Source organism: Aequorivita sp. IT1282 (assembly GCF_058068205.1).
In genome coordinates, this window is the sequence record NZ_JBYRHR010000001.1 from 274645 (window position 1) to 290367 (window position 15723).

Annotated in this window: 16 protein-coding genes; 12 read left to right on the plus strand and 4 right to left on the minus strand. The window is 31.5% G+C overall.

Going from position 1 to position 15723, the window contains the following annotated elements:
• The first annotated feature begins 5 nt into the window (after positions 1-5).
• The 7 genes from AC3RVG_RS01355 to AC3RVG_RS01385 all read left to right on the plus strand — a co-directional run bounded on the left by AC3RVG_RS01355 (position 6) and on the right by AC3RVG_RS01385 (position 5823).
• A complete protein-coding gene (locus AC3RVG_RS01355; RefSeq protein WP_489689632.1) occupies positions 6-791 on the plus strand; it encodes a hypothetical protein in 786 nt (261 codons plus the stop codon).
• Positions 792-961: 170 nt separating this feature from the next.
• Entirely contained in the window at positions 962-2125 is a 1164-nt protein-coding gene (locus tag AC3RVG_RS01360; protein ID WP_489689633.1) for a hypothetical protein, read from the plus strand.
• Positions 2126-2423: 298 nt separating this feature from the next.
• A complete protein-coding gene (locus AC3RVG_RS01365) occupies positions 2424-2975 on the plus strand; it encodes a hypothetical protein (protein ID WP_489689634.1) in 552 nt (183 codons plus the stop codon).
• Positions 2976-2994: 19 nt separating this feature from the next.
• A complete protein-coding gene (locus tag AC3RVG_RS01370; protein WP_489689635.1) occupies positions 2995-3471 on the plus strand; it encodes a helix-turn-helix domain-containing protein in 477 nt (158 codons plus the stop codon).
• Positions 3471-3935, plus strand: a complete 465-nt coding sequence (locus AC3RVG_RS01375) for a hypothetical protein (RefSeq protein WP_489689636.1) — start codon at positions 3471-3473, stop codon at positions 3933-3935. The genes AC3RVG_RS01370 and AC3RVG_RS01375 overlap by 1 nt, the downstream gene beginning before the upstream one ends.
• Positions 3936-4208: 273 nt before the next feature.
• Positions 4209-4970, plus strand: a complete 762-nt coding sequence (locus tag AC3RVG_RS01380) for a DUF1889 family protein (protein WP_489689637.1) — start codon at positions 4209-4211, stop codon at positions 4968-4970.
• Positions 4971-5607: 637 nt separating this feature from the next.
• A complete protein-coding gene (locus AC3RVG_RS01385) occupies positions 5608-5823 on the plus strand; it encodes a hypothetical protein (protein ID WP_489689638.1) in 216 nt (71 codons plus the stop codon).
• A 42-nt stretch (positions 5824-5865) separates the two neighbouring features.
• Here the strand turns inward: AC3RVG_RS01385 and AC3RVG_RS01390 are convergent, their stop codons facing one another.
• Positions 5866-6021, minus strand: a complete 156-nt coding sequence (locus tag AC3RVG_RS01390; protein WP_489689639.1) for a hypothetical protein — start codon at positions 6019-6021, stop codon at positions 5866-5868.
• 244 nt (positions 6022-6265) lie between these two features.
• Here AC3RVG_RS01390 and AC3RVG_RS01395 point away from each other — a divergent pair, with 244 nt between their 5' ends.
• From AC3RVG_RS01395 to AC3RVG_RS01415, 5 genes are all read left to right on the plus strand, one after another.
• The gene (locus AC3RVG_RS01395) at positions 6266-7084 is read left to right on the plus strand and encodes a hypothetical protein (protein WP_489689640.1); all 819 of its coding nucleotides are present in this window, start codon (positions 6266-6268) and stop codon (positions 7082-7084) included.
• A gap of 98 nt (positions 7085-7182) precedes the next feature.
• Positions 7183-8976, plus strand: coding sequence for a hypothetical protein (locus tag AC3RVG_RS01400; protein ID WP_489689641.1), 1794 nt, complete (start codon positions 7183-7185; stop codon positions 8974-8976).
• A 619-nt stretch (positions 8977-9595) separates the two neighbouring features.
• Positions 9596-10660: a DNA-binding protein gene (locus tag AC3RVG_RS01405; RefSeq protein WP_489689642.1), complete on the plus strand. Its 1065-nt coding sequence runs from the start codon at positions 9596-9598 to the stop codon at positions 10658-10660.
• A 2-nt stretch (positions 10661-10662) separates the two neighbouring features.
• Positions 10663-11091 carry a type II toxin-antitoxin system death-on-curing family toxin gene (locus AC3RVG_RS01410; RefSeq protein ID WP_489689643.1) on the plus strand — a complete coding sequence of 143 codons (429 nt, stop codon included), beginning with the start codon at positions 10663-10665 and terminating at the stop codon, positions 11089-11091.
• A gap of 663 nt (positions 11092-11754) precedes the next feature.
• Complete coding sequence (locus AC3RVG_RS01415; RefSeq protein ID WP_489689644.1) at positions 11755-12744, plus strand: hypothetical protein; 990 nt, start codon at positions 11755-11757, stop codon at positions 12742-12744.
• Positions 12745-12861: 117 nt separating this feature from the next.
• On the opposite strand, the gene AC3RVG_RS01420 is transcribed toward AC3RVG_RS01415, so the two are convergent.
• The 3 genes from AC3RVG_RS01420 to AC3RVG_RS01430 all read right to left on the minus strand — a co-directional run bounded on the left by AC3RVG_RS01420 (position 12862) and on the right by AC3RVG_RS01430 (position 14906).
• Positions 12862-13182, minus strand: coding sequence for a Fic family protein (locus tag AC3RVG_RS01420; protein WP_489690121.1), 321 nt, complete (start codon positions 13180-13182; stop codon positions 12862-12864).
• A 178-nt stretch (positions 13183-13360) separates the two neighbouring features.
• Entirely contained in the window at positions 13361-14317 is a 957-nt protein-coding gene (locus AC3RVG_RS01425; protein WP_489689645.1) for a nucleotidyl transferase AbiEii/AbiGii toxin family protein, read from the minus strand.
• Positions 14307-14906, minus strand: coding sequence for a hypothetical protein (locus tag AC3RVG_RS01430; protein ID WP_489689646.1), 600 nt, complete (start codon positions 14904-14906; stop codon positions 14307-14309). Before AC3RVG_RS01430 ends, AC3RVG_RS01425 begins: the two co-directional genes overlap by 11 nt.
• Between the last annotated feature and the right edge of the window lie 817 nt (positions 14907-15723).

Here is a 15723-nt window from a genome sequence, read left to right on the forward strand (position 1 = left end):
CCGATTTGAATAAAATAGAGGATTTTAATCAGGAACTGAATTCGACAGAATACAAAACTGCTTGGCAAGAATTCCAAACTATGAGAAACTGTTTGCTTCATTGTTTAATATTCTCATATCATGATACAGTTAGAGACGGAACAAGTGACAAGAGTAATTTCTTTCTTAGAATGGTAGAAGATATATCTCAGTCTACTATATCAATCGAAACTTTGGCTAAAGAAGGAATTATAAATACTTGTAAAAGAGAATTGAGATATTTAATCGAATTAGCTATTAAGGCAACGATAATTACAAGAACAAGTACTAAAACTGACATTAATGAACAGATAGAAGAGTATAAAAACCTACTAAATTCCTCAAACATAAATCCATTGAATAGACTTAAACTGGACTTTTTTACCGAAGAAGACGAGAAGAAATTTAAAACAGAAGTAAAGAAAGCTTATGGTTTACTTTCAAAATTTACTCATTCAAGTTCAGAACAAATAACCGAGAGAATAAAAAGAGCGATGAGTGGGAAAACTATCGGGTTTGAAGGAACTCAAGAACTCAAAAATTTAAATGAATTAATTGAAAAGGTATTTTCTCAAGTAATTGTATTCATTTTTAATTCAGTACCACAATACGTAGTTGGCGATTATCTTGTAGAAAGTAATGGTGATATAAATAATTGGTATTTTAAAAAATCAAGATTTATTTCTTTAATTGACGAAACATTTGATTACAAGCATGAACGTCAGGTAAAAATTGAAAAAATTAGAAAAGAACGAAAGGAAAATATAAAATAACTACACACGACAATGACGATGAGCAATTGCTTGTTTTCGCCTACTTCTTAAAATCCTCGCGGATTTTCAGTTTGGTGCGTACCTGGAAGTTTCTTAGTAATCCACGCAATTACGTGAGCCGAGACCGTTCCCAGCAATAATGCAGGTATTAGCAACATCAATCATCTTATATGGTAAATTTTTTACATTATTTAGAAAACCCTCAAATCAATTATGAAAAATTTTATGAGGTTATGCGTGATTTCCGCAGAGGTGGTCTCAATCCAACTATGTATAATGAATTTATTGAGACAATAAAGCAATTACCTAAAATTCGAATGAGAGGTCCATTCGCATATAATGTTTTTGATAAATTTAATTTGACAGATGTCTCTCCAGATGACTTTATGGTTATACAAAAAGAAGTTATTAAAAGAGGAATTAGAGCGAGTAAGGTCTGTTGGCATCCTGAAGCTAGTTCTAGTAATTGCAAAGTTGATGAGAAAGGAGAAATTATCGTAAGTGCAGCTCATTCAATTCAAAATAATGGAATATTAAGAGAAATATCAGAAAATGACTTCGTGATGGGTTATGCATTCAAGAAAGGCACAATTGAAGGTGAAGAAATTCAAAAAAATACTGCATCCATATTTTGGGGGTTTTGTAATACTCATGATTCAATATTTAACCCTATCGAAACTACACCATACACAAAAACCGAAGAGCAAAATTTTTTATTTGCTTACCGCGGTTTTGTAGTAGCATGTCACAAAAAAATGGAAGTTTCCAGTTTCATGAATTATGGTGAACAATCAAAAAAAGATATTGAAGAAAACAAAAAACTTTTCGATGTTGCAATTAAAACAACAAACCATGCGGTAATCGAAAGCGAGGTTTTCGAGTTGTCAAATTTTTATCCAATAGCAGCATCTTCCGCCTTTTATTTGGATTTTGATTTTGAAGGAAATGAAATTCCACATTCCGATGATAGAATAGAAAATATCTTTGTTACATTGCTTCCAAAACTTAAGGAGAATAAAACTTATTTTATATTAAGTTATTTCCAGAAGGATAAACATTTATACGGAAACTTAGGTGAGCAACTTCGAAAGCGAAATAATTTGAAATCTGACATAACAATGATATTGGGTGCGCATACTGAAAATGTATTTTTCAATCCAGTTTATTATAAAACATTTATTGAAAAGATTGAAGAAATTCTTCATGAACTAATGTTTGAAACACAAATGGATCACGGCGTTGTAGGAGCAAACGACGAGATTCAGCATCAATATTCCTATACTACAAATAATTACTTGAGGAATCCTCATAATATTAGTTTCTTTGGTTATTAGGATTATTACTGCTGGTAACATACATTTTAGAAAACTCCTCTCTGGCACTCTTTGGAAAGCGTGTCTATTTAAAGTTGCATTTGTAATGTTTACATTTACTTTTAAAACCATCAAAATCACTATATTTGGTATTCTCCCCAATTAATATGCTTGCTGTTATGGTTTATCCTTAATTTCATCAAGTTTATTTTACGTGTAAATCAGCAAACTTTATGTTGATAATTTTTAATTGTTTATTAATCTTGATAGTTGTAAATATGTTAATTTTACATCAAAAATAAACCTACAGGTTGATTTAATGAAAATAATTGATACATTTGCAATAGTAAAAGATAGTTTATATTCAGTTCAATATGAAACTGAAGACTTAAATGAATTTGCTAAATGTTTTGAATTATGGAACGATCCAATCTATCTAAGAGAGTTTTTCGAACAACACAAAAAGGATTTAGACACCGAGTTTTGGAAAGGCCTTACAATTGAAGAGGCTATTATTAAAACAAGAGAGGACGCCAGGCTTTTTGAAGAAGAATTACTATACGTTGCAGAAACCGGAAAAACTGAAAGACTTGAAACATTATCTACACTATTTGAACCTTTATCTGAAGGCAAAATTGAAAAAAAGTTTGAAAAAGACAAAGCTAAAGGTATGAAAAGGCCTAGTTGGCTTCGTATTTATGCCATAAGAATTGAAGCCAATCTATTTGTAATTTGTGGAGGAGGTATTAAACTTACACCAACAATGAATGAAAGATCCCATTTGTTATTAGAATTGGACAAGTTGGAATTCACTCGTGATTACTTATTAAATGGAGAAGACGAAAATTTAGAATTCTTCGAATTAAATTAAAAAAACCAAACGGATACCAATGAGTATTAACAGTATAAAAAATAGACTTAAGGAAAATTCAAAGCAAGATAATACTTGGATTGAAAGAGCAAAATATCGTAAAGAAAATAAAGCTTGGCTTGATATTTCTTTTGCTATTGCTGTAAAAGTAATGTCTGCGCTAAAAGCTAATAAGGCTGCTAATGTTTTTCCAAAAACCCAAAAAGAATTAGCTGAAGCAATGGTTTGCTCACCACAGTATGTTAATAAACTATTGAAAGGTACGGAAAACTTGCAATTAGAGACTATTACTAAAATTGAGCAAATTTTAAGCATAAATTTAATTGAAGTTCCAGTATTTCAAACGACAGTTCAAATTCAAGTTGAGCAATATCAACATTATAATAAATCTGATGAATCAGTAAAAGTAGAGTCCAATCTTTCAAATTATGAAGAATTGTTTGGAGCATTTTCTTATGAAAATGAACCTGATTGCTATCTTAAATTAGTTGCATAATGGCTGAAGAAAAAAATAAAATAGGCTTTTCATTAAAAAAAATTACAACTGAACAGTTTGCAATTATTGAATCGTCCTATATAGAAGGTGAAGTTGTAGAATTAAAAGCTGGTTTAAGATTTGGAATTAACTTTGAAAATCATATTATTTCAGTAGTTTTTTCTACTAGTCTTATTCAAGAAAAGTCACCGTTTTTAATCATAGAAGTTGGTTGTCACTTTAATATAAGTAAAGATGCGTGGGAGAGTTTCTACAATGAATCAAAAACTGAATTAATAGTTCCAAAAGGATTTATTGGCCATTTAGTAATGTTAACTATTGGGACCACAAGAGGAGTTCTTCATAGTAAAACAGAGAACACGCCTTTCAATAGCTTTTTGCTACCAACATTAAATGTAATGGAACTAGTTAAAAAAGATGTTGTTTTTAAAGTGGAAGGCGAAAAGGAACAAAACGCTATTTAACAAAGATAATTATCGATTTAAATGAATTGAAAAGCATTTTTTCATTATCCTAATACACTACAAGATTGTAATATTGATTTAATTTTTGCTTAAGTAAAACATTGTATTTGGGATTCTCTCTGGTTAAAACGCACGCTGTTATTGTTTTACGTAATGGGTGGGTTTGTGTTTGTTTAATATTAAGAAAATAATATATACTATTTATGACTGGATAAAACTTAATTATATTAAAAATCATGCGTTTATCCACAGGTTGTGCTTAATAAAAAATTTATGGAAAAGCAAAGATACTACACCGACAATGAAGGGCCAATTGCTGAAATTGAATTGTTAGCTCTTCAAAAAGCAGTTGAATTAAGTAAAGAGATTGAAAACATTCAACAAATCACTATTTTAATTCATACAAAAGGAAATACTGGTTATATAGAAAGAACTATTGGCGAAAAATATTTAAAAGGCTTATTTAATGGAACTGTATCTGCTTATTCAAACGGACCAAAAATTAAGATAGAAACTTTACGGACTTATGATAAAATTTATGGTTGGCAGAAAAAAAATAGCATCCTTCTTGCATTCGGTCTTGACTCAAAAGACTTATTTAAATATGATGATGACCCAAATGTTAAAGCAATTGTTGCTCATCAATGGATGAAATCTGGAGTTACGGAATGGACAAAAGCTTGGAATGCAACTGAATTAATTTCTAATAAAAAGGCTCAACCTACTGATCTACCAGATGTAATTATTCAAGAAGCTTTTAATGAGCTAAGTAAAGCCATTAACCGAAGCACAGGCATAACTCATCATATGGATAATGACAGATGCAAAACCTACTTGAGAGCCCTTAACAAATACAATTATGAATTAAATCCAATTAAAATTAAGTCTTATTTGGTTACAAATTTAAACTGGGATAATAGACACGCAGAAGATGTTATAAAGCTAATTGAAAAATTAAACTCTGGAAGTTATTTTATGGGTGGCGAAAAAACAGGTCTTCAAAATCACATTAAAAGATGGAAATCAAGAATATAAACTCTAAGTAAAAAACATGGTGACGGTTGCATAACCACATAATTTTTAAAAACTGAACCGATATATGCCGCTTTGAGCGGTTTTTTTTTGTTTCAATTTTGACCCTAGTTTGGTAATTCAGTTAAAAATCACGAAACAAAGTTTTCTTTCCCATTTTTTCCATTGTACTACAATCGTTTGGTATAGGCGTAAAAGGGTACTATGTGCCTTTCCATTGCATTTATCATAACTCTCTTGACCTATTCGTTGGATAAGGTGGTATTGTTTGTGGTTTTTAAGTTTGGTGAAAGAGGTATTATAAAAGTGTATTTTTTTTAAAAAGACTAATGTTACACCTTGCAATTTGAATGGATGCAACCAATGTCCTTTTTTTTATTTGTGGTTTGGTTTAGGTTTGGAAATCCAACATTACCTATATCCAGGGTCAATTAAAATTATAGAATTTACCTTCGTATAAAATGTAAGTTGGAAAACACATTTATAACAGATTTGACAACATTTTGTTTATATATAAAAGCTGTCACAGAATATTAAAAACTCAGTGTTTATTTTGGGTTGTGATATTGAAATTTAGTTGTCACAATGAATTAAAAGCTTGGTTAATACCTTGCTGTATTATAGTATAAAACTAGTGGTTATGGAAAATCATTTTGAAATTATTTTGTGGCTGGCGGCCTTGGGTGTATTTTATAAATTGGTTGTATTTGTCCTTTGTTGTTGCCTTCCCGAAAAGCGTTTAAAACTGTTGTCGAAGTGTTTATCATTGGATAAGCCCAAACCATTCATTTATATTGGGATACCACTAAAACTTTTGGCAAAACTGACTGGTAAAATGGATGATAAGGGAACTTGAAGTATGTCAATACCTTTTATTTACAATACATGGCCTTAGTTTTTACAGGGTCTTATATCCCTTGTTGTGCTCGTTCTGATTTGCCGTTCCGCGTTCCTTTGCTATTTTAGATACTTTAAACTTTTTGGCACCCTTCAAACCAAAGTGGTACGTAAGTATAAACTGCTTTTCCTCATTCACTTCAATTGATTTCTCCACTGGCGTGTTTTTGAAAAGCGTGTCTATTTGTGTTTGTATTTGTAATGCCTTTCACTGACTTTTAAAACGAAAAAATCTTTATATTTGTTATTCTCCCCTATTTAAAAACCCACTCTTTTAGTTTTCCGTAATGGGTGGGTTTGAGTTTGTTTTATTTTTATAAAATATTTTAATTTAACCAGTATGGATATAGGAATTATTGGATGTGGCATCTAAATACTCTCAGAATTTGTAAATCAACAATATGCTTAATAAAAACTTTATAATGTTATTAAATGAAGCTCAATTCACTAATGAAATATTAGCTTCTGGCACAACTCAAATTGGAAAAGTTAATTACGCTAAAAAAGGGATGTACTTTGCCGCTTTTACTTCTCTTTCAACAGGTTTGGAAAGGATTGGAAAATTATGTCTTATTATAGATTACTATATTACCAATAATGGAAGTTTTCCAAATGAAAGTGTTTTAAAAATTGAGATTGGGCATAACTTAGAAAAGCTTTATGAAAAGTCAAAAGAGATCATTTTACGCCATAATTTAAAATTAAATTTTCTTAAAGATTTGGATTCTCAAATCCATCAAAACATTCTTTCCATACTAACAAGGTTTGCAAAAGGAGATAGATATTCAAATATCAATTATTTAGTTCAAAGTAAATCTCAAACTGATCCAATTTCTGATTGGTATATAAAAGTTGAAGAAGAACTATTTAATCTGAAAGTTTCAAATTTTACAAAAAATAAAATTTTAGAAAACGCAAAATATATTGATTGTCTAATGAAAGAAAGTTCGTCAGCTCTTTTTTTCAGTGAAACGGGAGAAATAATTAGAACAATTGGAGAATCCAGTTTAAAAACCGGAATGGCAGATGCCGTAAGGAAATATCGTCAATTATATGTTGCTCAAATAATTAGATATTGGGTTGAAATTTTGAGAGAGCTTAGTTGGATAACAATAGAATCTAGAAGTTCAGATATTCCTTATTTTAAAGAAATGTTTACGATATTTTTTAATGATGATAGCTATTTATTGACGCGTAAAAATTTTGAAAGAATAAGGTAGATTTTTTACTTAAAGAGTTGCCGCATCAAAATATTACGCAGAGGTAAGCCGAAATATCCGAAAAAAATCAATTATTATTTGATTCAACTGTAATTAATATGGCGAGAATTTTAAAAATCAGAGAGAAATCAAAACGACGAAAAGTTCTTTCATTTGATGAATATGAAAATAATCTTGATGGAATGAGTAAGATTCAAAGAGATTTACAAAATTCATTACGCCCAAATATATTTGAAATTACCTCAATGACTCAACTACTTTTTGAGTCATTAAAAAGATTGAGACCATATAACAAAACAGTAAAAAATGAAATGGGCTCAATCAATAGGGAGATATGTAAACTTTTAACTGAAAGAGGATTACTCGATAATAACGTTACGGTTTCTAAACTAACGGATAAAGGTGAAATTCTAATAAAAAATAAAGATGATGATCCAATTGAGCTATTTCAATTATGGATTTTAGGCTATGATAAGGTTCCAAGTACACAACTTTTTCAAATCAAACCTAATGTTAAAAGAGATTTAATCTACATAAATGATTTGGTAAAAGACTACGAAGAGCATAAAGTGGTAATAAATTTCCAAAATCAAAAAAACAATAAACGAGACCATAGAACTAAGACTATTATTGATTTTTATACTCGATGTCTTCAAGAAAGGCAACTAATTTTAGACTATTATTTAAACGGTGTATACGAAAGAGCAATTAATAAATCGAAATCTCATTTTTTCAATATGTTCGGAATGAATGATTGGTTTGAGCATTTTAAGGATTATCCATACGAAACAGCTAAAACTTGGTTTCCAAGAAGTTTCGACTATCGAAATATAGATTGTGTTTCCCATAGGATAAATGATTTGAGCGTAAGAGATTTGCCTTCATATTTTAGCTTATACTCGAAAAATAAGGAGAAATTCTACAAATTACTATTCAAACGAAAAACACCTGATCAAATATTTCAAAATATTAACTTTAATTTAGAATATATTCCCTTAAGTAAAGATAGAAAGGCAATTTTTAAAGAATTAAAACGATCATTTAAAAGTAAGAAGTGGCTGACGTTTTATGCTCTTGCGCTACCACAGGTTGAAGGATTATTTGCAGAAATGGTTATGACTGCTAACCCTGACAAAAATATTTCGAATTCGCTCTCTGAAAAAGTCAAAGCAGTTAGACCAGATTATGGATTAAGTAATTCATACTTTGATTATTATGAATATGTTGTTCCAGTACAGCGCAACAAATTTTCACATACCGGATTTGGTGAAGATTTTAAGCTAAAAGCATTTGATTTATTAATCGATTTAGATCATATTTTGACAGTTTTCGTCGAACTAGAAAATCCTTTTGTTAAGGTTTCTAGAATAATCAAAATGCAAAATCCAATGAACTTTGTAAAAGTAGAAGACTTCGTAAATTATTTTAATTTATTAAGTAATCTTCATAAAAATCAATTGATAGAAAAGAAAATAGAACTATTAGATTTTCACGAAACATTTCTAAAACAAAATTGTCAAATAGAATACATTATACAAGAATCAGTTAGTGAATTGGAAAAAGCATTTTCAGAATTACAAATGCAGTTTGAATTTGAGTTTTCAGATTTTAAAATCCATGATGATTTTTCTAAATGGAAACAAATATTGGTCGAAAACAAATCAAATGAAGTATTCCTTGAGAAAGTTAATGAGCTTTTCCTGCACTATAGTGAAAACATAGAGAGTGTATTAAGAATAAACTTTTTCATTCATGGACTGAAAAAATACATTTACATCAAAAAGATAATCCCACTTGAATTGGAAAATTCCTTTAAAGCATTTGAGAATAAAAAAGAATTTATCCAAGGTTTATTGCTTTTAGAAAAAATACAATTGCCCCTTGAGAAATAATGTAAAATTTATAAAAGCTAGTTTGGTAACAGCTTAACCTATCAAAAGTTATAATGCATCTGAAGCCCCCATTCTGGCTCGAGCGTCACGTGACCACTACAATGGCTCGTTCTAAAATAGTTTAAGCGCCAAAATTGGCTGTTAGGGCTACCGTCATAGTGCGCTAATGCTATACTCAACTTGACCTAATGCTATGTTCAGGTGGTGCTAATGTATGGTTCAAGGGGGTCGAGTGCTACCTTAATGCTACATTTTCCCTACGTTTAAGCTATGCAAAGGCTAGTATAAGACTACTTTCACAATTTTTTTAATGTCTTGTCCTGAAATACACCTCAGGCGCGCTTTTGGAAAGCGTGTCTATTTATGGGTGCATTTGTAATGCCCTTCAATGACTTTGGAAACCGACAAAGTAATTATAATTGATATTTTGCTTTGTTAAAATGTGCGCTGTTACTGTTTTCCGTAATGGATGAGTTTTATTTTATATTTAGTAATTAATAAAGTTTGTGGCAATCTTTTTTAATCTTATTCAAAATATAGGCTGACAAATTTATTTTTAAGAATACGTATCTTTGATGGAGAATAGTATACAGTTAGTTACTTAATCAATAAATTATTCATGGATAAAAATCTTACAACTTCAGATCTACATAGAAGAAACATTCTGAATAATAGTTATGCGCTATTAGAGATTGAGAAAGAAGTTGCTTTTCCTGGAATTCCATTTGAAGCTACCATTAAATATACCAAGAAACAAATTGCTGACTTTTATGAAATAGATGTTAGAACTATTGAAAGATATATTGAGCAACACGAAGAGGAGCTTCTTGCCAATGGTTATGAAGTATTGACAGGTAAAAGACTTAAAGTATTTAAAGAAGTATATTCAAGGATAGTCGTTAATTCAGATGAAAGAAAACCTATTAATGGGGATGTTACCGACATTGATGTCGGAGACATTTCTAGAGCTCCTAAGTTAGGAGTATTTGACTTTAGAACATTTCTCAATATAGGAATGCTTTTAACTGAGAGTAATAGAGCTAAGCAACTGAGGTCTCTAATATTGGATTTGGTAATAGATACAATTAATGCAAAGATAGGTGGTGTAACTAAATATATTAATCAGAGAGAGGAAGAGTTTCTACCAAGTGCAATTAGAGAGTTTAATTATAGAGAAAATTTCACAAAAGCATTAGATGAATGTATAGTAGATAATAAATGGAAATATGCTCAATTTACTGATGCTGTTTATAAGAGTATTTTTAATGAAAATGCGAAAGAATATAAACAAATATTAAAATTGAAAGCCACCGACTCTCCAAGAGAGACTATGTATTCTGAGGTGTTAGATCTTATAGCTGCTTATGAAAATGGATTTGCGGACGATTTAAAAACGAAGTCTGAAGAGATAGGGCATAAATTAACTATTCCGCAAGCCACACTTCTATTTGGTGAATTCGAATTAAAAGGTCAGTCCATTTTAAAACCGCTTCTGGAAAAGGCACGAACATTAATGGCTAGTAGGGACATGGCCTTTAGAGATGCATTACACGAAAAACTTAACAATTATGTTACGCATCTAAATGAAACAGAGTTTGATAAATTCTTGGGCAAGCATAGTATTTCATTAGAGGAAAGATTGAAGGATAATATTGATGTTTTTAAGCGACTAAAAAATAGGTGAAAATGGGCTTCAACTATTTTAACGTTGCATATGCAATTAAAGAACACGACTTTATTATTGAAGAATCTGGGGGTGCCCATGGTATTAATTCTATTGGATTATTAGAAAGTATTCTAGAGCATATACAAAACGATCTATACTATCCCGAATTTGAAGATAAAATTTCACACTTAGTTTTTTCAGTAAATAAAAATCACGCTTTTAGTGATGGCAATAAAAGAAGTAGTATAGCATTAGGTGCGTATTTTTTGAAAATTAATGGACTGGATTATTGTATTGATAAATTTATTATTGATATGGAAAATATAACAGTCCAAATAGCAGATAATAAAATTGAAAAGGATTTACTTCACAAAATTATTTTTTCTATAATTAATGAAAATGAGTTTAGTGAGCAATTGAAACTTGAAATTATTGAAGCAATAGGTTAATATTTTTGATTTAATTAAACACTCTCAAATAGGGCACCTTTAAATAGTCCTAAATCTATTTTTCAAAAGAAAAGTTTGACAAGTGCAGACCTTGTTCATTGGTCAACTATAATCTTCCCTACTGGCGCGCTTTTGTAAGGCGTGTCTCTTTATCGTTGCATTTGTAATATCCTTCATTAACTTTTGAAACCGACAAAATAATTATAATTGATATTTTGCTTTGTTAAAATGTACCGCCTCTTTGGAAGTTATTGACGGAAAGTTAAAAGTAAGCAAGCAGCGGCGAGTTTTTAATGATCACTAATTTCCTATATCCAATTACTTTTTTTTCAATAAATAATAAGAATCTACTATTAAACTTTGGCAAATATCGGTTGATTTTGCCAAAACTTAATGATAGAAACATCTACATTCCCTCGGGAAAGTATTTAAAATTTAAAATAGATTATCCCACTGGTGCGCTTGTGGAAAGCGTGTCTATTTACTGTCGCATTTGTAATGCCCTTCATTGACTTTTGATACCCACAAAATTATTATATTTGATATTCTCCCCGATTATAATCTACCGCTTTCCGGTTTTCCGAAATCGGTAAGTTCACGTTTGTTTTACCTTTATTACACTTAAAATCCTAAGAACTTAGGAAATAATTTAAAACCAAGATTATGGCTACATTGAATGGAGCAATCCGCTCGTACGGTGCATCTGTCCGTAGAATGGAAAGAGAGCAACAACGAAAGGCTCGTGAAGCTGCCAAAAGGTTTAAGGAGCAGCAAAGACTAGAAGAAATTAATAATGCACAACAAGCTGTTTCTGATTGGGAAAATTATGTTGAAACAATTCAGTCTTTACACAAAAATTGCACTGAACCTGTGGATTGGAAACAAATTGAAAGTACAAAAAAACCTTTTGAGCCAACTCTTCAAGCAAAAAATGAAACAATTGCTAAAAATAAATTAGACAATTTTAGACCTTCTTTCCTTGACAAATTATTTGGTTCAACCCAAAAGAAGATAAATAGATTAAAAGCTCTTTTAGAGCAGGCTAAAGCAAAAGATACGAAAGAGTATGATGTAAATTTTAAGGAATATATTGAGGAATTAAATAATTGGGAAGAGCTTCAAGAAATTAGTGCGGGGATAAAAGACCGGAAAATTGAATTTTATAAAAAAGCGCTTCATTATTTTGATCCATTTTCAGATATTGGAGAGTTGGGGACAGAGATTAGTTTTAATTTTGAGGAAAGCTATATCGACATTGATTTGCATGTAAATAGCTTGGATGTAATACCAGATTATGAATTAAAACAAACAACCACTGGAAAGCTCTCGAAAAAGGGTATGCCAAAAACAAGATTTAACGAATTATATCAAGACCATATTTGTAGTGCTTCGATGCGAATTGCTAGAGAAGTTTTTGCATATTTACCAATTGATTATGCTAGAATTAATGCAGTTGCGAAACTCGTTAACACCCAAACAGGGCATTTAGAAGAGCAGCCGATTCTATCAGTTATATTTCCGCCAGAAACAATTGAAAGTCTTAATTTGGAAACTATAGACCCTTCTGATAGTATGATGAATTTCGTTCATAACATGAATTTTAATAAGACAAAAGGGTTTTCTGTGGTAGGAAAGGCAGAATTGAAAAAATAAAGATTCCCTTGCTGGCACGGGCGTCTCGCCGATGTCTTCTGCGCTTTCTCATCCGATAGAAGGTTGTATTATAGCCTAGCCAAACCTAGGGTCGCATAAATAGCATAAAAGTTCCTACTACTTATCATAGCCAATAATCGCAAGAAGTATTTGGCCTTTCAGGGTTAGTATGTATTGTTGGTCTTTGTGAGTAGGGGTGTTGGGAATAGTCATTGTTGTCCATCCTCGTTTTAATAGCGGGTCTAAAAAATTTGACCTATTGGTACTGTGGTTTGATAGTCCTAGCTTATGCATTAACTCCGCCCTTTTAATAGGCTGTTGTAATGCTTTGAGTATAGCAATGACTTTATCGTGAAACTCAGCATTAACTACAGCAAGAGCTTGGTCATTAGCTTGGTCACTAAGTTGGGATATTTGTATTGTTATATCTTGTGGTATACTATTATCATTAGGTTTAGCTTGGTCATTAGCTAATTTCCGACCTGGAAAAGAGTGCCCAGAAGTTCAATTGTAAAGTTACAGATATTGAAGTTGGTAATTCTTCTGATGTAGAGTGGTGATAATCTTGGCACTATCCAAGAGTATATTATGGTATTAAAGAATTAGCTTCCATGTGCTACAAAGTTGTTATGTATGTATGGATTCGCTCCAACAATTTTTCAAATTCATGTTGGCCGCTATAGTATAGGGAGGCAGTCCCATTATATCTTATTTTAAAGGATTCTCTTGTCTCTTGATTGGTTAATAAAAATGCTTCATTTTCAAAAATTGGAATTTCAAAATCTATCTTGGGAAAGCGCGCCCTTTTGTGTACTTTATAATCTTCCGTTCCAATAAAAGCCTTTACTTCATCATTTGCCAATAAGCTGTACACATCATAATATTGACGCATCAAATTGGGGCGGGATTCTGCGTCTTCTTGCTCTTGTCTATATTTTGTTGCTATTGTCTGCAGTTTTTCAACCAAGGTATATCCAGGATGATAGCAATTTACTTCAATGGCTCGATTGTTAATAATAGTTATTTCAGGATTCTGTACCGCCTTATCATAAGCCCAAGAACTTATTGTAATTTTTGTATGTGGTGTTACAGTATCAAATCCTGCTTCAAGTATAATACCTTCTTTCACACCCTCTATATTACTTATTTTACTATTATATTGTAGTCTAATACCTCCACTCCGGTAGTAGTTCTCATCATCAAAAGCAGTGTCTCTTTCAATAGACACAATGCCATCAATTTGGATATGGTGGGCAAGCCAATCATAATATTCCTTTCGGGATAAAACACTTTTCGTTTTAATTTTCTTTGGATTTTCATCAACTCTTAAAGAAGCAGGCGGTTTGATATGTATGTCTATGTCCTCTGAGAACCGATCTATAATTTTATACCCTTTAGATAGGGAAGTGCCCCCTTTAAGCTCAAATTCCAGACCTTGTTTTTTAAGTCCATTTAGAACATGCATAATCCAGTAATCTTTTTCGATCAATTGAATTTGAATACCTTTTTCCTGTTCTAAAATTCGCAATAAATCAAGAAAATCAGATCGCTGATGTAAGTAATTAAGAGGCATATTCCCGTTTTTCTATGGAATTAAACAACGGCATGAATACTTTTTTTGCCCTTGCACCACCGTATGTTTTTACATTTTGTTTAAGTTTTTTTAAATCCATTGTTTTTGCTTTGTCCTTCACTTTTAACAATACTTCTTTAGGATCCTCGGCCAGTCCATTAAGATTGTTTACTAAATCCACTAATAAAAATTCAGTGGTCAATTTTTTAGGAAAACGGGGTTTTAAATGAAAGAAAAAATGTCTACCGCCTAACTCAAACTCGCCGTGTCGCTTGTGGTTATAAACAACCCTTTTATTATAAAGTTGTGTGGTCCCTACTCCAAGAACATTATATGCATTGGGAGAAGTAAGCAGAAACTCATCATCCTTAAGAAAACAGCGCACCAATTTCTCTTCATCTGGAGGGGTAAATCCAAAAGCAGATACTTTTGGGTAATAGTATAACCCAGGCGCAAGCTTTTGAAGAGTTCCATCTTCCAAAAGTTCACCAATATGACGATCCACAGCATTTGACCATTGTTCAAGGTCAGCTCTACGATATACATTACCACGTCGAAGATGTCCTGCTAATTCTTTCAGCTTACTCATATTAATTTCATTTGATTTTATAATGATAACAATTTTTATACCAAAACGCAAGTATTTTCATTGAAAATTCCTGCAAAAGTACAATAAAATTTAAATCAAGCTACTTCAATATACTTTACTTAATGGTAGATTCAGGTGCCAATTAATATATGGCTCAAGCGGTTGCGTGTCTTGACCTAAAATAGCTATACATCCCTCTGCTGGCATAGATGTTTCGGCCATAAAGACTAAACAGATGTATAGTTCTTTTAGGATTATCAGTTACATTTGTATAACTATATCAGGATTTATTCTTTAACCTGTATAGTTATTTTAGGACGGGTCATAATGTATGGTTCAAGGGGGGCGAGTGCTACGATAATGCTACATTTTCCCTACGTTTAAGCTAGGCAAAGGCTAGTATAAAGCTACTTTCATAATTTTTTTTAAAACTGAGTTGGACGGGTCAAGCATTATCTTTCTTGCCCGTTTACCCTAGGTTCACCCGTATAATAGCCTACTCAAAGCATAGTATAAGTTTGGTATAGGCCTATTATTATTATTAATAACTGGTAGATATTAATCTCAAGTAAAATGCAAACCATCAGCGGGGCAAATTTAGGTGTACGAGAAGTTTAGGGCTTTGTATTACATAAAAGTGCTTAAAATAGATGCCCTTATAGGTTTTTTATACTCTTTAGATTCATAATACCCCACTGGCTCGCTTTTTAAAAGCATGTCTCTTTATCGTTGCATTTGTAATGCCCTACACGTATTTTAAAATTGAAAATATAATTATATTTGATATTCTCCCCAATTAAAAAACCCACTCTTGCGG